21 protein-coding genes are annotated in these 17,708 nt (G+C 68.0%); 2 read left to right on the forward strand and 19 right to left on the reverse strand.

Features of this window, described 5'->3' with window-relative positions; translation table 11 throughout:
• Positions 1-2 precede the first annotated feature (2 nt).
• Positions 3-917 (forward strand): amino acid ABC transporter substrate-binding protein, encoded by a 915-nt coding sequence (locus tag FFI97_RS25505; RefSeq protein ID WP_139701047.1) that lies wholly within the window; start codon positions 3-5, stop codon positions 915-917.
• Positions 918-933: 16 nt separating this feature from the next.
• Here the strand turns inward: FFI97_RS25505 and FFI97_RS25510 are convergent, their stop codons facing one another.
• From FFI97_RS25510 to FFI97_RS25570, 13 genes are all read right to left on the reverse strand, one after another.
• Positions 934-2,106, reverse strand: a complete 1,173-nt coding sequence (locus FFI97_RS25510; RefSeq protein WP_139701045.1) for an AAA family ATPase — start codon at positions 2,104-2,106, stop codon at positions 934-936.
• 20 nt (positions 2,107-2,126) lie between these two features.
• Positions 2,127-2,870: a 1-(5-phosphoribosyl)-5-[(5-phosphoribosylamino)methylideneamino]imidazole-4-carboxamide isomerase gene (gene hisA, locus FFI97_RS25515; protein WP_062471681.1), complete on the reverse strand. Its 744-nt coding sequence runs from the start codon at positions 2,868-2,870 to the stop codon at positions 2,127-2,129.
• Positions 2,871-2,933: 63 nt separating this feature from the next.
• Positions 2,934-3,593, reverse strand: coding sequence for an imidazole glycerol phosphate synthase subunit HisH (gene hisH / locus FFI97_RS25520; RefSeq protein WP_139701043.1), 660 nt, complete (start codon positions 3,591-3,593; stop codon positions 2,934-2,936).
• Between the two features lie 19 nt (positions 3,594-3,612).
• A complete protein-coding gene (gene hisB, locus FFI97_RS25525) occupies positions 3,613-4,230 on the reverse strand; it encodes an imidazoleglycerol-phosphate dehydratase HisB (protein WP_062471688.1) in 618 nt (205 codons plus the stop codon).
• A complete protein-coding gene (gene hisC / locus FFI97_RS25530) occupies positions 4,227-5,330 on the reverse strand; it encodes a histidinol-phosphate transaminase (RefSeq protein ID WP_139701041.1) in 1,104 nt (367 codons plus the stop codon). The genes hisB and hisC overlap by 4 nt, the downstream gene beginning before the upstream one ends.
• The gene (locus tag FFI97_RS25535) at positions 5,327-5,707 is read right to left on the reverse strand and encodes a hypothetical protein (protein ID WP_139701039.1); all 381 of its coding nucleotides are present in this window, start codon (positions 5,705-5,707) and stop codon (positions 5,327-5,329) included. Before FFI97_RS25535 ends, hisC begins: the two co-directional genes overlap by 4 nt.
• A gap of 12 nt (positions 5,708-5,719) precedes the next feature.
• Positions 5,720-6,550 (reverse strand): hypothetical protein, encoded by an 831-nt coding sequence (locus FFI97_RS25540; RefSeq protein ID WP_139701037.1) that lies wholly within the window; start codon positions 6,548-6,550, stop codon positions 5,720-5,722.
• Between the two features lie 37 nt (positions 6,551-6,587).
• Positions 6,588-7,910: a histidinol dehydrogenase gene (gene hisD, locus FFI97_RS25545; RefSeq protein ID WP_139701035.1), complete on the reverse strand. Its 1,323-nt coding sequence runs from the start codon at positions 7,908-7,910 to the stop codon at positions 6,588-6,590.
• A gap of 11 nt (positions 7,911-7,921) precedes the next feature.
• On the reverse strand, positions 7,922-8,563 hold the full coding sequence (gene hisG / locus FFI97_RS25550) for an ATP phosphoribosyltransferase (protein WP_139701034.1): 642 nt from the start codon (positions 8,561-8,563) through the stop codon (positions 7,922-7,924).
• Positions 8,560-9,849, reverse strand: coding sequence for a UDP-N-acetylglucosamine 1-carboxyvinyltransferase (murA, locus tag FFI97_RS25555; protein ID WP_139701032.1), 1,290 nt, complete (start codon positions 9,847-9,849; stop codon positions 8,560-8,562). The genes hisG and murA overlap by 4 nt, the downstream gene beginning before the upstream one ends.
• A 42-nt stretch (positions 9,850-9,891) precedes the next feature.
• Positions 9,892-10,134, reverse strand: a complete 243-nt coding sequence (locus FFI97_RS25560; protein WP_062471708.1) for a BolA family protein — start codon at positions 10,132-10,134, stop codon at positions 9,892-9,894.
• 19 nt (positions 10,135-10,153) lie between these two features.
• A complete protein-coding gene (locus tag FFI97_RS25565; RefSeq protein WP_070059933.1) occupies positions 10,154-10,918 on the reverse strand; it encodes an ABC transporter permease in 765 nt (254 codons plus the stop codon).
• Positions 10,915-11,862 (reverse strand): ABC transporter ATP-binding protein, encoded by a 948-nt coding sequence (locus FFI97_RS25570; RefSeq protein WP_070059934.1) that lies wholly within the window; start codon positions 11,860-11,862, stop codon positions 10,915-10,917. The genes FFI97_RS25565 and FFI97_RS25570 overlap by 4 nt, the downstream gene beginning before the upstream one ends.
• A 152-nt stretch (positions 11,863-12,014) precedes the next feature.
• Between FFI97_RS25570 and FFI97_RS25575 the strand changes: the two genes are divergently transcribed.
• On the forward strand, positions 12,015-13,625 hold the full coding sequence (locus FFI97_RS25575; RefSeq protein WP_139701029.1) for a serine hydrolase domain-containing protein: 1,611 nt from the start codon (positions 12,015-12,017) through the stop codon (positions 13,623-13,625).
• 4 nt (positions 13,626-13,629) lie between these two features.
• Here FFI97_RS25575 and FFI97_RS25580 read toward each other — a convergent pair whose 3' ends face one another.
• The 6 genes from FFI97_RS25580 to FFI97_RS25605 all read right to left on the reverse strand — a co-directional run bounded on the left by FFI97_RS25580 (position 13,630) and on the right by FFI97_RS25605 (position 17,665).
• A complete protein-coding gene (locus FFI97_RS25580; protein ID WP_119554261.1) occupies positions 13,630-13,905 on the reverse strand; it encodes a lipid asymmetry maintenance protein MlaB in 276 nt (91 codons plus the stop codon).
• Positions 13,906-13,917: 12 nt separating this feature from the next.
• Entirely contained in the window at positions 13,918-14,580 is a 663-nt protein-coding gene (locus FFI97_RS25585) for a phospholipid-binding protein MlaC (RefSeq protein WP_070059936.1), read from the reverse strand.
• Positions 14,581-14,746: 166 nt separating this feature from the next.
• Positions 14,747-15,496 carry a VacJ family lipoprotein gene (locus tag FFI97_RS25590; RefSeq protein ID WP_070059937.1) on the reverse strand — a complete coding sequence of 250 codons (750 nt, stop codon included), beginning with the start codon at positions 15,494-15,496 and terminating at the stop codon, positions 14,747-14,749.
• On the reverse strand, positions 15,493-15,981 hold the full coding sequence (gene mlaD / locus FFI97_RS25595) for an outer membrane lipid asymmetry maintenance protein MlaD (RefSeq protein WP_062471729.1): 489 nt from the start codon (positions 15,979-15,981) through the stop codon (positions 15,493-15,495). The genes FFI97_RS25590 and mlaD overlap by 4 nt, the downstream gene beginning before the upstream one ends.
• A 41-nt stretch (positions 15,982-16,022) precedes the next feature.
• On the reverse strand, positions 16,023-16,805 hold the full coding sequence (gene mlaE / locus FFI97_RS25600) for a lipid asymmetry maintenance ABC transporter permease subunit MlaE (RefSeq protein ID WP_062471733.1): 783 nt from the start codon (positions 16,803-16,805) through the stop codon (positions 16,023-16,025).
• Positions 16,802-17,665 carry an ABC transporter ATP-binding protein gene (locus FFI97_RS25605; RefSeq protein ID WP_139701027.1) on the reverse strand — a complete coding sequence of 288 codons (864 nt, stop codon included), beginning with the start codon at positions 17,663-17,665 and terminating at the stop codon, positions 16,802-16,804. The genes mlaE and FFI97_RS25605 overlap by 4 nt, the downstream gene beginning before the upstream one ends.
• Positions 17,666-17,708 lie beyond the last annotated feature (43 nt).

Here is a 17,708-nt window from a genome sequence, read left to right on the forward strand (position 1 = left end):
CCATGACGCGCATCGCCACGCTGCCCTCCGCCGTCGCCGCATGGCTGCTGGCGGGCGTGGCCCTCGCCTTGTCGGCCGGCCCGGCACAGGCGCAGGAGCTCCTCACCGGCACGCTGGCCAAGGTGCGCGAGAGCGGCACCATCGCCATCGGCCACCGCGAGGCCTCGGTGCCCTTTTCGTACCTCAATGCGCGCAAGGAGCCGATCGGCTATTCCATCGAGCTGTGCCGCGCGCTCGTCACGGCCATCGAGGACACGGTCAACAAGAGCCTCACGATCAAGTGGGTGCCCGTCACCTCCGACTCGCGCATCGACGCGGTCGTCAGCGGCCAGGTCGACCTCGAGTGCGGCTCCACCACCAGCAACCTGGAGCGCCAGAAGCGCGTGGCCTTCTCGCCGACGATGTTCGTCTCGGGCACCAAGGTGCTGGTGAAGAAGGGCGCGCCGATCCAGTCGTTTCGCGACCTGGCCGGCAAGAAGGTGGCGGTGACGGCCGGCACCACCAACGAGAAGACGCTGCGCGACCTGTCGCAGAAGTTCAAGCTGAACATCGAACTGAAGGTGGCGCGCGACCATGCCGAGTCGTTCGCACTCGTGAAAGAAGGCCAGGCCGACGCCTTCGCCACCGACGACGTGCTGCTCTACGGCCTGATCGCCCGCGACGCCGCCAAGGCGCAGTACGAGGTGGTGGGCGACTTCCTCTCCTACGACCCGTACGCGGTCATGTACCGCAAGGGCGACCCGCAGCTCAACAAGGTGGTGGTCGACACCTTCCAGGTGCTGGCGGAAGACGGCGAGATCCACCGGCAGTACAAGCGCTGGTTCATGCGCAAGCTGCCTTCGGGGGAAAGCCTCAATTTGCCGATGAGCGCGCAGCTGGAAACGATCATCCAGACGATGGCGGTGAAGGCCGAATAGGCCCGCCTGCCCTTCTCTACCGCGCCGGCCACTCCCAGCGCGGAATCTCGCTCATGTCGAGGTTCGCGACGCGGGTCTCGCCGAAGCGCTTTTCGAGCACCACCGGCTGCAGGCCCTCACTGTCGTCCAGGGCGGCGATCAGGCGCGCCGCGTGCGACACCACGATCACCTGCGACGACCGCGCGGCCTGCGCGATGAGGCGGCCCAGCGCGGGCAGCAGGTCGGGGTGCAGGCTGGTCTCGGGCTCGTTGAGCACCAGCAGCGCGGGCGGACGGGGCGTCAGCAGCGCCGCGATCCACAGCAGGTAGCGCAGGGTGCCATCCGACAGTTCGGCGGCCGTCAGGGGCCGCAGCAGGCCGTGCTGGTGCATCAGCGTCTCGAAGCGGTCGCCGTTCGCGTGCACCTCGATGCGGGCGCCCGGGAAGGCGTCGTCCACGGCGCTGTCGAGCGCCTCGCCGTCGCCGATCTCGCGGACGGTCTGCAGGGCCGCGGCCAGATCGGCCCCATCGTTCGCCAGCACGGGCGTGTAGGTGCCCAGCTGCGGCTGGCGCGCGGGGGCGTCGGCGTCCGAGCGGAAGTGGTCGTAGAAGCGCCAGGAGCGCATCTGCTCGCGCAGCGTGAGCATCTCGGGCGCGTCACGCGGGTCGGCGTGCTCGGTCATCATGCTGGCGAAGGCCGGGATCGGCCGGCCGACGGCCTGCCAGCCCTTGCCGTCACGCAGGCGCAGCGCGGCGCCCTTGCGGTCGACCAGGTGCGTGGAGGGGCGCAGCAGCGGGCCGCTCCAGATCGCCTCGTGCTTGATCTGCGGGTCGTGCGAGAAGGCCGAGGACGGGATCGGCGGCGGCAGGCCGATGTCGATGGCGTAGCCGAAATCCTCGGCCTCGGCGCCGGCGAAGCCCAGCTTCAGCGCCACCGGCTCGCTGCGCGTGGTGCCCTGCACCGGCTGTTCGCCGCGCAGCATGGCCGCCGAAAAGCGCTCGGGCCCGGCCCACAGCGTGGAAGACAGCCCGCCTTCGCGCACCAGCGAGCGGATCACGCCGCCGTTGGCGATGTCGGCCAGCAGCCGCATCGCGCGGTACACGCTCGACTTGCCGCTGCCGTTGGCGCCCGTGACCACCGTGAGGCGGCCCAGCGGCACCGTCAGCTGGCGCAGCGAGCGGTAGTTGGCAATGGCGAGCGCGGAGAGCACGCGCCGCTACAGCAAAGGCGTCAGGCGCCGGCCAGCTCGTCCGCGCGCGCCTGGGCGGCGGCGAAGTCGAGGTCGCCCGAATAGATGGCGCGGCCGCAGATCACGCCCTCGACGCCTTCGGACTCGACCGCGCAGAGCTGGTCGATGTCGGCCATGTTCGACAGGCCGCCCGAGGCGATCACCGGGATGGTCAGCGCCTGCGCGAGCTTGACGGTGGCGTCGATGTTGATGCCCGAGAGCATGCCGTCGCGGCCGATGTCGGTGTAGATGATCGATTCGACGCCGTAGTCCTCGAACTTCTTGCCCAAGTCGGCCACCTCGTGGCCCGTGAGCTTGCTCCAGCCGTCGGTGGCGACCTTGCCGTCCTTGGCGTCCAGGCCCACGATGATGTGGCCGCCGAAGGCGCTGCAGGCGTCCTTCAGGAAGCCGGGGTTCTTGACCGCGGCGGTGCCGATGATCACGTAGCGCAGGCCGTCGTCGATGTAGCGCTCGATGGTGTCCAGGTCGCGGATGCCGCCACCCAACTGCACCGGGATGTCGTCGCCGACTTCCTTCAGGATCGCCTTGATCGCCGCGTGGTTCTGCGGCTTGCCGGCGAAGGCGCCATTCAGATCGACCAGGTGCAGCCGACGGGCGCCGGCCTCGACCCATTTGCGGGCCATGGCGGCGGGGTCTTCGCTGAAGATGGTGGACTGGTCCATGTCGCCCTGCTTGAGGCGAACGCAGTGGCCGTCTTTGAGATCAATGGCGGGAATGAGGAGCATGGAAGTGACGCGAGTGTGCGAAAGCCGGGCCGCGAACGGTGCGGCCCGGGCGGGAATATAAGGTCAGGGGTTCCAATGGAGGAAGTTGCGATACAGCTGCAGCCCATGGTCCGCACTCTTCTCCGGGTGGAACTGGGTGGCAAAAATGTTATCGCGTGCGATGGCCGCGGTAAAGCATGCCCCGTAATCGGCCTCGCCCACGCTGTGCCGGGCATCGGCCGGACACGCGTAGAAGCTGTGCACGAAATAGAAGTAGCTCTGGTCGGGAATGCCCGTCCACACCGCGTGCGGCTGGGCCTGGCGCACCTGGTTCCAGCCCATCTGCGGCACCTTGAAGCGGCTGCCGTCGGGCTGCAGGCGACCGGCCAGGTCGAACTTGACGACCTCGCCGGGAATGAGCCCCAGGCCGTCGGTCGGGCCCTCGTCGCTGCGCGACAGCAGCATCTGCATGCCCACGCACACGCCGAAGAGCGGCTTGCTGGCCGCGGCCTCGAGCACCGATTCGAGCAGGCCCGAGTCGCGCAGCTCGCGCATGCAGTCGGGCATGGCGCCCTGCCCCGGCAGCACCACGCGGGTGGCCTGGCGCACCACGTCCGGGTCGGAGGTGACGAACACCTCCACGCCCACCTGGTCGGCCGCATGGCGCACGGCCTGCGACACGGAGTGCAGGTTGCCCATGCCGTAGTCGACGACCGCGACGGAATTTTTTGCTACAGATTTCATAGCTGTTCGCCGGGGAGTTTCAGAGCGAACCTTTGGTCGAGGGAATGACGCCGACGGACCGCGGATCGAGCTCCAGCGCGCCGCGCATGGCGCGCGCGAAGGCCTTGAACACGGTCTCGCACTGGTGGTGCGCGTTCACGCCCTTCAGGTTGTCGATGTGCAGCGTGACGAAGGCGTGATTCACGAAGCCCTGGAAGAACTCGTAGGTGAGCTGGCTGTCGAAGGTGCCGATCATGCCGCTGGTGAAGGGCACGTGCATCACGAGGCCCGGGCGGCCCGAGAAATCGATGACGACGCGGCTCAATGCCTCGTCGAGCGGCACGTAGGCATGGCCGTAGCGTCGGATGCCCTTTTTGTCGCCGATGGCCTTGGCCACGGCCTGGCCGAGCGTGATGCCCACGTCTTCCACCGTGTGGTGGCCGTCGATGTGCAGGTCGCCCTCGCAGTCGATGTCCAGGTCGATCAGCCCGTGGCGGGCGATCTGGTCGAGCATGTGATCGAAAAAGCCGATGCCCGTGGAGAGCTTGGCCTTGCCGGTGCCGTCGAGGTTGACGCTGACCGTGATCTTCGTCTCGGCGGTGTGGCGGGTGACCGTCGCGATGCGATCGGTGCTGCCCGGGGTCGTGGGGGTGGTCATAGTGAGGCTTCGAGCGCCGCCAGCATCTGCGCGTTCTCGTCGGCCGTTCCGACGGTGAGGCGCAGGCAGTTGGCGAGCAGTTCATGCATTTTAGAAACGTTCTTCACCAGCACCCCGCGGGCCTTCATGCCCTCGAAGGTACGGGTGGCATCGGGCACGCGCAGCAGGATCATGTTGGCATCGCTGGGCCAGGTCTTCACGCCCGGCAGCCGGGCCAGCGCGGCCATGAGCTGGTCGCGCCCTTCGCGGATCTGACGCGCCTGGGCCTCGAACACGGCCGCGTGCTCCAGCGCGAACAGCGCAGCCTCGCAGTTGAGCACGCTGATGTTGTACGGCGGGCGCACCTTGTCGATTTCGGCGACCAGCGCGGCGGGGCCCATGAGGTAGCCCAGGCGGATGCCGGCCAGGCCGAACTTGCTCAGGGTGCGCATCAGCAGCACGTGGCGGTGGTTCGCGAGCCGATCGATGTAGCTGCGGGCGGCAAAGGGCTGGTAGGCCTCGTCGATCACCACCAGGCCGCCCTGCGCGCCCTGGGCCTGCACGATCTTCTCGATGACGGCGTCGTCCCAGAGGTTGGCGGTCGGGTTGTTCGGGTAGGCGAGGTAGACGATGGCGGGCTTCTCGCGCGCGATGGCGGCCAGCATGGCGGCCTCGTCGAGCTCGAAATCGGCCGTGAGCGGCACGCCCGCGAAGCGCAGGCCCTGCAGCTGGGCGCTCATCGCGTACATGACGAAGCCGGGCACGGGCGCCAGCACGGCGGCGCCGGGCTGGTCGCAGGCGATGCCCAGCAGCGAGATCAGTTCGTCCGAGCCGTTGCCCAGCATCAGCCCGAAGCCTTCGGGCAGGCCCGCATGGACGGCCAGCGCGCGCTGCAGGTCGGCGCCGCGGTCGCCGGGGTAGCGGTTGAGCGCCAGCGCGCCCAGGCGCGCACCGAGCTCGGCCTGCAGCGCGGGCGGCAGGCCGTAGGGGTTCTCCATCGCGTCGAGCTTGAGGAAGCCGCGCGCGTCCTGCACCGCGTAGGCGTGCATGGCGCGCACATCGGCGCGGATGCGCGCGAGCGGCAGACGGTTGTCGGAGGCGGAAGAATCGGAAACGGTCATCGGGTGCAGCGGTAGCTGTTGCGGAGGGCGCCGGCCATGACCAGTTGCACGGGCATGTCGGCTTCGTAGCTGTCGGCGTTGCGGCTCAGCTCGGTCTGGTAGAGCGAGCGGGCCATCGAGGGTTCGAGGCGGCGGCCCTCGATGCAGAACGGCGGCACCTGGCCGTTGCGCTGCGACGACTCGACGCCCTCGCGCAGGCCTTCAAGCACGCCGACGAGGTAGTAGCTGGCGTAGGCCTTGCCGTCCTTCTCGTTGGCTTCGAGCGTGCGCAGCTCGCGGATGCTCATCGCCTGCGCGCCGGCACCGATCGCACCGGTCGCCAGGGCGAGCAGCAGCGCCGGCAGGCGCGGCAACAGCAGGACGGCGGCGCGTTGCATGGCCTCGCCGGTTTACTTGCGGTAGCGCGGCGGCGGCGCGTACGCGCCGTCGGCCGGGAAGGCGCTGGGCTGCGACGGCGAGGCGTCGCGGCGGGTGCGGCGCGGGGCGTTCGGCTCTTCGAGCTCGAACAGCGCGGCGCCGATCACGCCGATGTTGCGCACGTCGCCGGCCTCGGTGTTCGCGGCGTAGGCACGGCCCGGCGTGGCGAAACGGAAGGCGGCCACTTCGCTCTGGCTCTTGCGGAAGCCCTCGATGTTGAGCGTCTGCTGCGGGCGCAGCACGTAGCCGCCGTTGCGCAGGCTGCCGGGCTTGCCGTTGAGCACGTCCAGGCCGTCGACGGTGGCGATCACCTCGTAGCTGCGGTCGCTGAGGTTGCGAAAGCGCAGCGTGTAGCGCGCACCTTCGACGCCGGCGAGGCGGAACAGGTCGTCGCTGTGGCTGCGGCGTGCGCGCTGCAGCGGCAGCGGGCGGTCGTTCTCGTCGAGCACCGACCATTCGATGTCGCCCTGGGCCAGCTGCAGGTTCAGCCGGCGCTCGGGGTTGCTGCCCGCATCGCGGCGCACGCTGGCCGCGTCGTTGTAGCCGATCGAGGCCACGTCGTCGGGCTGGTCGGACAGGCGCTTGGCGGCGACGGTGCGGGTCTTCGACTCGATGCCCTCGCCCCATTGCGTGCCGAGCTGGGCCGGCGCCGGTGCGGGCTTTGCAGCACTGGACGTGGCCGCCATCGCGGTCGTCTCGGCGCGGTTCTGCGGCATCTGGGTGCAGGCGGCCAGCAAGGCGGCACCGGCAACGAGGCCGGTGGCGAAACGGAAAAATCGCGAGCGATAGAGGCGTTGAATCATCTGGCGTGCTCCTCCCTGAAGCGGGGTTGTTGGAGCCTCAGATCTTACGCAGGCGCATGCGCGCGGCTTCGGCGTGCGCCTGCAGGCCCTCGCCTTCGGCCAGCGTGACCGCGATCGGGCCCAGCACCTGCGCGCCGGCCTCGCTCACCTCGATGAGGCTGGAGCGCTTCTGGAAGTCGTACACACCCAGCGGGCTCGAGAAGCGCGCCGTGCCGCTGGTCGGCAGCACGTGGTTCGGGCCGGCGCAGTAATCGCCCAGGCTCTCGCTGGTGAAGTTGCCCAGGAAGATCGCGCCGGCGTGGCGCAGCAGCGGTTCCCAGCGGTGCGGCTCGCTGCTGCTGACTTCCAAGTGTTCGGGCGCGATGCGGTTGCTGATCTCGCAGGCCTCTTCCATGCTCTTCGTGTGGATCAGCGCGCCGCGGCCGTTGAGCGAGGCGGCGATGATCTCGGCGCGCGGCATGGTCGGCAGCAGGCGGTCGATCTCGGCCTGCACACGGTCGATGTAGGCGGCGTCGGGGCACAGCAGGATGCTCTGGGCCAGCTCGTCGTGCTCGGCCTGGCTGAACAGGTCCATGGCCACCCAGTCGGGCGGCGTGGAGCCGTCGGCCAGCACCAGGATTTCGCTCGGGCCCGCGATCATGTCGATGCCCACGGTGCCGAACACGCGGCGCTTGGCGGCGGCCACGTAGGCGTTGCCGGGGCCGGTGATCTTGTCGCAGGCCGGGATGGTGGCCGTGCCGTAGGCCAGCGCGGCCACGGCCTGCGCACCGCCGACGGTGAAGCCGCGCGTCACGCCGGCCACGTAGGCGGCGGCGAGCACGAGCTGGTTCTTCTCGCCCTTCGGCGTGGGCACGACCATGATGATCTCGCCCACGCCCGCGACGTGCGCGGGAATGGCGTTCATCAGCACGCTCGACGGGTACGCGGCCTTGCCGCCCGGTACGTAGATGCCCACGCGATCGAGTGGCGTGACCTTCTGGCCGAGCAGCGTGCCGTCGGCGTCGCGGTAGCTCCAGCTTTCGCCGGAGGCCTTCTTCTGCGCCTCGTGGTAGCTGCGCACGCGGCGCGCGGCGGCTTCGAGCGCGTCGCGCTGCGCGGCGGGGAGCGCCTCGAAGGCGGCCTTCAGCTCGGCCTGCGTGAGTTCGAGCTCGGGCAGCGTCTTGGCGTCGAGCTTGTCGAAGCGGTTGGTGTATTCCAGCACCGCCTCGTCGCCGCGCTTTTGCACGTCGGCGAGGATGTCGGCCACCACCTTCTCGATGGCCGCGTCGTCGTCCGCGGACCAATGCAGCCGCGCCTTGAATTCAGCGTCGAAGCTGGCTGAGTTCGTGGACAGTCGGGCGGGGGCTGCTTGCAGAGTCATGGGTTTGAGGTTCAGGCGGAGGGAATGGCGGACGCGAAGGCGTCGATGATGCGGCGGATGGGTTCGCGCTTGAGCTTGAGCGCGGCCTGGTTGACGACCAGCCGGGCGCTGATGTCCATGATGCGCTCCACCTCGACGAGGTGGTTGGCCTTGAGCGTGTTGCCGGTCGAGACCAGGTCGACGATGGCGTCGGCCAGGCCCGTGAGCGGTGCCAGTTCCATGCTGCCGTAGAGCTTGATCAGGTCGACGTGCACGCCCTTGCTGGAGAAGAAGTCGCGCGCCAGGCCCACGTACTTGGTGGCCACGCGCAGGCGCGAGCCCTGCTTCACGGCCGAAGCGTAGTCGTAGTCGGCGCGCACGGCCACGCTGAGGCGGCAGGCGGCGATGCGCAGGTCCAGCGGCTGGTACAGGCCCTGGTTGCCGTGCTCGAGCAGCACGTCCAGGCCGGTCACACCGAGGTCGGCGCCGCCGTACTGCACGTAGGTGGGCACGTCGGAGGCGCGCACCAGCACCACGCGCACGTCGGGGCGGGTGGTGTCGAGGATGAGCTTGCGCGATTTCTCGGGGTCTTCGGTGACCTCGATGCCGGCGGCGGCCAGCAGGGGCATCGTCTCTTCGAAGATGCGGCCTTTGGAAAGAGCCAGGGTGATCATGCGGCGGCTCCCGTCACGCGTTCAATGTCGGCGCCCAGGCCGCGCAGTTTCGATTCCATGCGGTCGTAGCCCCGGTCGAGGTGGTAGATGCGGTCGACCAGCGTCTCGCCCTCGGCCACGAGGCCGGCGATGACGAGGCTGGCGGACGCGCGCAGGTCGGTGGCCATCACGGTGGCGCCCGAGAGCTGCTGCACGCCCTCGACCATCGCGACCTTGCCCTCGACGTGGATGCGCGCGCCCAGGCGCACCATCTCGTTCACGTGCATGAAGCGGTTCTCGAAGATGGTCTCGGTGACCATCGAGGCGCCGCGCGCGATCACGTTCAGGGCCATGAACTGGGCCTGCATGTCGGTCGGGAAGCCGGGGTATTCGGTGGTGCTGAAGCTCTGCGCCTTCAGGTGGTCGTAGGCCGGGCCCTGCGAGCCGATGCGGATGCCGTCGGGCTCCGTCACAACGGAGCAGCCGGCGTCGCGCAGCTTGTCGATCACGGCGTCGAGGTGGTCGCCGCGCGCGTGGCGCAGGAAGGCCTCGCCGCCGGTGGCCGCCACGGCGCACAGGAAGGTGCCGGCCTCGATGCGGTCGGCCACCACGGCGTGTTCGCAGCCGTGCAGCGTCTCGACGCCCTGGATGCGGATGTGGCTGGTGCCGTGGCCTTCGATCTTCGCGCCCATGCGGATCAGCATCTCGGCCAGGTCGACGATCTCGGGCTCCTGCGCGGCGTTCTCGAGCAGCGTCTCGCCCTCGGCCAGCGCGGCGGCCATGAGGAAGTTCTCGGTGCCGGTGACGGTGACCATGTCGGTCAGGATGCGCGCGCCCTTCAGCCGCGTGCGGCCCTCGGGCAGGCGCGCGACCATGTAGCCGTGCTCGACCACGATTTCGGCGCCCATCGCCTGCAGGCCCTTGATGTGCTGGTCGACCGGCCGCGAACCGATGGCGCAGCCGCCCGGCAGCGACACCTTGGCGTGGCCGAAGCGCGCCAGCAGCGGGCCCAGCGCCAGCACCGAGGCGCGCATGGTCTTCACGAGTTCGTAGGGGGCCTCGGGGTTGCCGAGCTCGCCGGCGTTCAGGCGCACGGTGCCGTTGTCGTCGGCCTCGGCCGTCACGCCCATGTTGCGCACCAGCTTGAGCATGGTCGACACGTCCTGCAGGCGCGGCACGTTGTGCAGCACCACGGGCTGGTCGGTCAGCAGCGCCGCGCACAGCTCGGGCAGCGCGGCGTTCTTGGCGCCGGAAATGAGCACTTCGCCGCGAAGCTCACGCCCGCCGCGAATCAGAAGTTTGTCCATGAAGGATCCAGCGAAATCAGGAGGCCCGCAGGGGCCGGAAAGTCATTTGTCCACGGCGGCCCATTCGGCCGGCGTGTAGGTCTTCATCGAGAGCGCATGCACCTCGTCGGTGTGCATTTTCGCACCGAGGGTGGCGTAGACCCGCTGGTGGCGCTGGATGGCGCGCTTGCCCTCGAATTCGGCCGAGACGATGGTCGCGTACCAATGTCGGCCGTCGCCCTCGAGCGTGATGTGCTCGCACGGCAGATGGGCAGCGATGATGGCTTGGAGTTCGTCAGCGGTCATGGGGTCTTGGAAGTCGCGGTCAGCCGCGGATTTTGTAGCCGATGCGCAGGAGGTGAACAGCGATGGCGCTCACCACCAGCCAGGCGGAACCGACGATGCCGAAGCTCAGCCAGGGCGAAGCGTCGCTCACCCCGAAGAAACCGTAGCGGAAGCCGTCGATCATGTAGAAGAAGGGGTTCAGGTGGCTCACGCTCTGCCAGAACGGCGGCAGCGAGCCGATCGAATAGAACACGCCCGACAGGAAGGTCATGGGCATGATCAGGAAATTCTGGAACACGGCCATCTGGTCGAACTTCTCGGCCCAGAGCCCGGCGATGAGGCCGAGCGTGCCCAGCATGGCCGAGCCCAGCAGCGCGAACACCAGTATCCACACCGGCGCCACGAAGCTCGGCACGGCGAAGAAGACGGTCACGGCGAACACGCCCACGCCCACCGCCAGCCCGCGGATCACCGAGGAGCCCACGTAGGCGAAGAACCAGCCCCAGTGCGACAGCGGCGTGAGCAGCACGAACACGAGGTTGCCCATGATCTTGCTCTGGATGATCGAGGACGAGCTGTTCGCGAACGCGTTCTGCAGCACGCTCATCATCACGAGGCCGGGGATCAGGAAAGCGGTGTAGCCCACGGTGCCGTAGACCGTCACGCGGCCTTCGAGCACATGGCCGAACACCATGAGGTACAGCAGCGCGGTAAGCACCGGCGCGCCGACGGTCTGGAAGCCGACCTTCCAGAAGCGCAGCGTTTCCTTGTACAGAAGCGCGCGCCAGCCCGTAACAGCCATCATCGCGACACCTCCAGCGGCGTCTGCTCGCCCGCCATCAGGTCGATGAACACGTCTTCCAGGTCGGCCTTGCGCATTTCCACGTCTTCCACCGCGACGCCGGCTTCGCGGATCGCGGCCAGCAGTTGTTCGACTTCATGCGCGTTCTGCGCCGGCAGCTGCACGATGCGCCCGGTGATGCGCGCGTGCTGGGCGATGGCCCAGGGCAGCATGGCATCGGTCTTGAAGCGCAGCACATTGCTCGCGGCCGACTTCAGCAGCTCGCTGGTGCGGTCCAGGGCGATCACCTTGCCGAGCTTGAGCATCGCGATGCGGCTGCACAGGGCCTCGGCCTCTTCGAGGTAATGGGTGGTCAGCAGCACGGTGCTGCCCTGCTTGTTGAGCTTGGCCACGAACTGCCAGAGCGTCTGGCGCAGCTCGACGTCGACGCCGGCCGTGGGCTCGTCGAGCACGATGACCGGCGGCTTGTGCACCAGCGCCTGTGCCACCAGCACACGGCGCTTCATGCCGCCCGAGAGCTGGCGCATGTTGGCCGTGGCCTTGTCGGCCAGGCCCAGGCTCTGCAGCAGCTCGTCGATCCAGGCTTCGTTGTTCTTGATGCCGAAGTAGCCCGACTGGATGCGCAGCGACTCGCGCACGTTGAAGAAGGGGTCGAACACCAGCTCCTGCGGCACGATGCCGAGCTGGCGCCGGGCTTCGGCGTAGTCGCGCTGCACGTCGAAACCGTGCACGCTGATCGCCCCCGCCGTGGGCCGCGACAGGCCCGCCAGCATGCTGATGAGAGTCGTCTTGCCCGCGCCGTTGGGCCCGAGCAGGCCGAAGAACTCGCCCGGCTCGATCTGGAAGGAAACCTCGTCGACCGCACGCAGCCCCTGCTTGCCTTGGGCGCGTTGCTGACGGGAGGGAGGGTAGGTCTTGGAGACCGACTGGAATGAGATCGCGGGCATGGGAGCCCGCGATTTTACGGGCGATGGGTTTTTCGGCGCTGCCCAGGGGTGAACGCGGGAAGCCGGCCGCGCTAGGCATCGGCCCGAAGTTCACCCACAATCCCGCCGGTGCCGATTCTGCGCACCGCAACCGCCCATCGCGAGGAACGCCAATGAAGTGTTTGACCCGCAGCCCCTTCCCAACCGTTGCCGCCCTGCTCCTGGCGATGGTGCTGACTGCTTGCGGGGGAGGAGGTGGAGGTGGCGGCGGAGGTGGCGGCATCGCCCTTGTTGGTGGCGGCGCAGGCGCTGGCGCAGGGGGTGGCACCGCCCAACCTTGCACTTCATCTGCCGGTTCGGCCCAGCTGCCAGCCCGCGATGCACTCATTGCGCGCGCCAAGTGCCTGGAGCTGGACACGCCCTACGTGCCACCACCCGGCGATGTGCTGGAGCACAACACGTCCGGCTATGCCAAGGCCATGTGCTCGGCGGTCTTCATCACCGGACTCGATCCTGCAGTCGCCGCCGAAACCATCGGGTACTTCACGGGGCCGTACGAACAGCGCAAGAAGGTGGGAGCGCCGGTGGTCGACCGCACCAAGAAGGAGGTCCGCATCACGATGCCCAACGGCGGTCCGACGCTGGTGGCCCGCCACTTCGGCTCGCAGGGTTGCATCACGCTGCCGCCCGGCAAGGACGACGTTCTCTTCACCCCCGTCAATGTCAAGAGCGCGCTGGCCGACCCCACGACCGTGCCCTGGCCCATGGGCGATGTGCTGCCGAACGACCCGCCGCCCGCCGACGTCGACATGGCCAAGGTGAACCAGGCCATCGGCGCCGCCTTCGAAACCACGGAGGCCTACACCGCGGCCTTCGTGGTCACGCACAAGGGGCGGCTCATCGGCGAGCGCTACATGAGCGGCATCAGCGCGACAACGCCGCTCGAATCATGGTCGATGGGCAAGAGCGTCGTGGCCACGATGATGGGCGTGCTGATCAAGCAGGGTGTGTACAAGCTCGACCAGCCCGCACCGATTCCCGAATGGCAAGGTGCCGGCGACGGCCGCCAGCAGATCCGCATTGCCGACATCCTGCGCATGTCCAGCGGGCTGCGCATCAAGGCCCCGGACGATCCGGACTTCGACCCCAACAGCACCTACCCCGATCACATCTACTACTACACAGGCCGGATCAACGCCTTCAACTACGCCGCGACCCGACCGCAGCAATGGCCGCCCAACACGGTGGGCCGCTACCGCAACACCGATCCGGTGCTTGCCAACTACCTGGTCCGCCTTGGGGTCGAGAAGCGCGGCGAAGAGTACCTCTCGTTCCCGCAGCGCGCCATCTTCGACAAGATCGGCATCCGCTCCATGGTGATCGAGACCGATCCCTACGGCAACTTCCTCACGCAAGGCTACGACTTCATGTCGGCCCGCGATTGGGCCCGGCTGGCCAATCTCTACCTGCAGGACGGCGTGTGGAACGGGGAGCGCATTCTTCCCGAGGGGTTCGTCAATTTCGTGAGCACGGCCGCACCGGCCTGGGCCGCAGACCAGCGCCCCATCTACGGGGGATTCTTCTGGATCAATGGGACGGGAGCGCTGGCGGTGCCGACGACGGCCTACTACATGCTCGGCGCAGGGGGCCAGTTCGTGCTCGTGATTCCGTCGCACGATCTTGTGGTCGTGCGCATCGGCCACTCCAAGGGAGAGCGATTCGCGACCTCGACCCTGAACAAGGCGCTCTCGCTGCTGACCGCAGCGGTGCCACGCACGCGCTAGGGGGTCAGGGCGCAGCGGGCAGAAGGCCCGCGATGCCGTACAGCGCGGCCAGCTCGCGCAGGCGCGGCGACAGGCCCTTGACCGAGAACCCCCGGCCCAGCGCGCTGGATTCGCGCCGGCACTCGAGCAGCACCGCCAGCGCGGAGGAATCGAACTGGGCCAGCGCCGTGGCGTCGACCACGGTGGAGGTCGAGTCGGTCTGGCCCTTGAGCCCCTGCTGCAGCATGCGCATGCAGGCAGGAGCCTCGTCGTGGGTGAGTCGGGAGGGAAGGACCAGCATGGCGTGTGCCCGTCAGCCCTTGCCGTTGCCCTTGTTGCGCGCGGCCAGCGCGGCAATCAGGCCATCGATGCCACTCTTGTTGATTTCCTGCGCGAACTGGGTGCGGTAGGTGTCGACCAGCCACACGCCCAGCACATTCAGGTTGTAGACCTTCCAGCCGGCGCCCTGCCCCGGCGTCTTTTCGAGGCGGTAGTCCAGCTGCACCGGATCGCCGCGGCCCTTGACCTCGGTGCGCACGAGCACGTCGGTGTCGGTGGGCGCGCCGCGGAACGGGCGGATGGTGACGGTCTGGTCACTCACCTGGTCGAGCGCGCCGGCGTAGGTGCGCACGAGCAGGGTCTTGAACTCGTCCTGCAGGCGCTTTTGCTGCTCGGGCGTGGCTTGGCGCCAGGCCGGGCCGACGGCCGAGGCGGTCATGCGCTGGAAGTTGACGTTGGGCATGATCTTGCTGTCGACCAGCAGCATGATCTTGTTGATGTCACCGGCCTTGATCGACGAATCGGCCTTGATGGTCTCGAGCACGTCGGTCGACAGGCGCTTGACGAGCGCGTCGGGGGCTTCGTCGGCCGCGAATGCGCTCTGATGCACGAAGGCGGTGGCAGCGCCGAACAGCAGCGCGCCGGCCAATGCCAGGCGGCCCATGTCGCGTCGTTGCAGCAAGATCTTGTTGTTCATGGTGAGTCCCTCAGGTTGAATTGTCTTCCCTGCACGGTGCAGCCAATGGCCCCGTGCTGAGACAGGAACGGTTTCGACAGGCGCCAGGCCGACCGGGTTCCTGAAGCGGAGGTGAAGCCTTGCAACCGGATGCAAGCAGGACCACCCCGTCCGCCCCCTTTTGCCGTCACTTGCCGGCGTTGTCGTCGTCCGGCGGGTTGCCGTCGTAGACCTGGTTGCGGCGGCGCTGCAGGAACGCATCGCGCGTGAACGAGTACTTGTCGAGCGCGGCTTCGTCGAGCAGGCGGGTGGCACCCAGGTAGCGCGAGCGGGTGTCCACGACACGCAGGCCTGCCAGCGAATTGCGCCAGGCGATGTCGTGGATATGGCCCTGCGCGTCGCCGTACATGTCGAGCGGCCGGGCGATCGTGTCGCGCAGCGTCGAGGGGCCGAGCAACGGCAGCACGACGTACGGACCGGCGCCCACGCCCCAGTAGCCCAGCGTCTGGCCGAAGTCTTCCTCGTGGCGCGGCAGGCGCGCCTCGGAAGCGACGTCGAGCAGGCCGCCCAGGCCGAAGAAGGTGTTGACGTTCAGCCGCATGAAGGTCTCGGCGCTGTTCTGTAGCTTGAGCTGGGCCACGTTGTTGGCCAGGCTCCAGATGTCACCGAGGTTGCTGAAGAAGTTGGTCACGCCCTGGCGCACCAGCGAGGGCACCACGTTCTGGTAGGCAGTGGCCACGGGCTCCAGCACGGCCTCGTCGACGGTGTCGTTGAAGCGTGTCATGCCGCGGTTGTACGGCTCGAAGGGGTCGGTCGGGCTTGCGCCGGATCCGGTGGCGCATCCGGCCACGAGGGCGAAACCGACGGTGGCGGTGGCCCAACGGGCGGAGCTAGCTACACTTTTAATAGCAGTCGACGAAAAAAGTCGTGTGGTCATTTCTTGTTGGCTGTTCCCGGCGCCGTATTCCCCTCGGCTGCCTTGCTGTACAGGAACTGGCTGATCAGGTTCTCCAGCACCACGGCCGATTGGGTCGCGGTGATGGTGTCGCCGGCTTGCAGGTTCTTTTCCTCGGCGCCCGCCTCGATGCCGATGTACTGCTCGCCGAGCAGGCCACTGGTCAGGATCTTGAGCGAGCTGTCCTTGGGAAAACTGTAACGGTTTTGCAGCGCCAGCGTCACATCGGCCTGAAAGGCCTTGTCGTTGAACGCGATGGATTCCACACGACCGACCACCACGCCAGCGCTCTTGACCGCGGTCTGGGGCTTGAGCCCGCCGATGTTGTCGAAACGCGCGGTGACCGTGTAGGTCTTCTGGAAGTTCAGGCTCAGCAGGTTGGCCGACTGCAGCGCCAGGAACAGCAAGGCGGCGCCGCCGATCAGCACGAACAGGCCGACCCAGATGTCGTTGGTGGAACGTTGCATGGTTTGCACTCTCTGTCTAGAACGATGGAGCCGGGGCCCCTTTAGATACTGAACATCATGGCGGTGAGCAAGAAATCGAGCCCCAAGACCGCCAGCGACGCCATCACCACGGTGCGCGTGGTGGCGCGCGACACGCCCTCGGGCGTCGGCTGGGCCTCGAAGCCCTGCAGCAGCGCGACGAAGGTCACGGTGAAACCGAACACGATGCTCTTGATGACGCCGTTGCCGACGTCGCGCCAGACATCGACGCCGCCCTGCATCTGGCCCCAGAACGCGCCCGGGTCGACGCCCAGCATCAGCACGCCCACGACATAGCCGCCCATGATGCCGACCGCACTGAACACGGCCGCCAGCAGCGGCATGGTGATGACGCCGGCCCAGAAGCGCGGCGCGAGGATGCGCTGCACCGGATCGACCGCCATCATTTCCATGGCGCTCAACTGCTCGTTGGCTTTCATGAGGCCGATCTCGGCCGTCAGCGAGGTGCCGGCCCGGCCGGTGAACAGCAGGGCCGCCACCACGGGACCGAGTTCGCGCACGAGGCTCAGCGCCACCAGCAGGCCGAGCGCTTCGGACGAGCCGTAGCGCTGCAGCGCGTAGTACATCTGCAGCCCGAGCACGAAGCCCACGAACAGACCCGACACGCCGATGATGGCGAGCGAGTAGTTGCCCAGGAAATGGATCTGGTCACGCACCAGCCCGAAGCGGCGCATGATCTGCGCGCCCGGGCCGAGCAGGCGCAGGAACAGCTTGGCCGCGTGGCCCATGTCGGCCAGTTGGCTGCGCACGGCAAAGCCGACGTCGGCGGGCTTCCACCAGGTCATGAGCGCCCTCCTTCGCCATTGCCGAAGTCGTCTTCGATGCTGACGCCCGGGTAATGGAAGTGCACCGGCCCGTCAGGCAGTGCATTGACGAACTGATGCACCAGCGGATCGACGCTCTCGCGCACCTCATCGGGCCGCCCCTGCGCGGCGATGCCGCCGTTGGCTAGGATGATCACGTGGTCCGCGATGCGGAAGGTTTCCTCGAGGTCGTGCGACACGATGATGCTGGTGAGGCCGAGCGCGTCGTTGAGCTGGCGGATCAGCCGCGCGGCCGTTCCGAGCGAGATCGGGTCGAGCCCCGCGAAGGGTTCGTCGTACATCACGAGGTCGGGGTCGAGCGCGATCGCGCGGGCCAGCGCCACGCGCCGCGCCATGCCGCCCGACACCTCGCTGGGCATCAGGTCGCGCGCGCCGCGCAGGCCGACGGCGTCCAGCTTCATGAGCACGATGTCGCGCACCAGCGCTTCCGACAGCTGCGTGTGCTCGCGCAACGGAAAGGCCACGTTGTCGAACACGCTGATGTCGGTGAACAGCGCCCCGAACTGGAACAGCATGCCCATGCGGCGCCGCGCCGCATACAGCGTCGCGACATCGAAGTGACCGACATCCTTCCCGTCGAACAGCACCTCGCCGCGCTGGGCGCGCTGCTGGCCGCCGATGAGGCGCAGCACGGTGGTCTTGCCGCCACCCGATGCCCCCATCAACGCCGTCACCTTGCCGCGTGGCACGGAAAACGACACGCCGTCGAGGATCGCGCGCGCGCCGTAGCCGAACGTGACATCGCGGAATTCGACGAAGGAGGAAGACGTGGGTGTGGCTGGGTCCATCTCAATAAAAAAGCCGGGCGCCTTCTCAGGCATCCCGGCATGCGGTTTCCGCGGATGATAACGGGGCCGCGAACGG

This window comes from Variovorax sp. KBS0712 (assembly GCF_006323185.2).
GTDB classification, from domain to species: Bacteria; Pseudomonadota; Gammaproteobacteria; order Burkholderiales; family Burkholderiaceae_C; genus Variovorax; species Variovorax boronicumulans.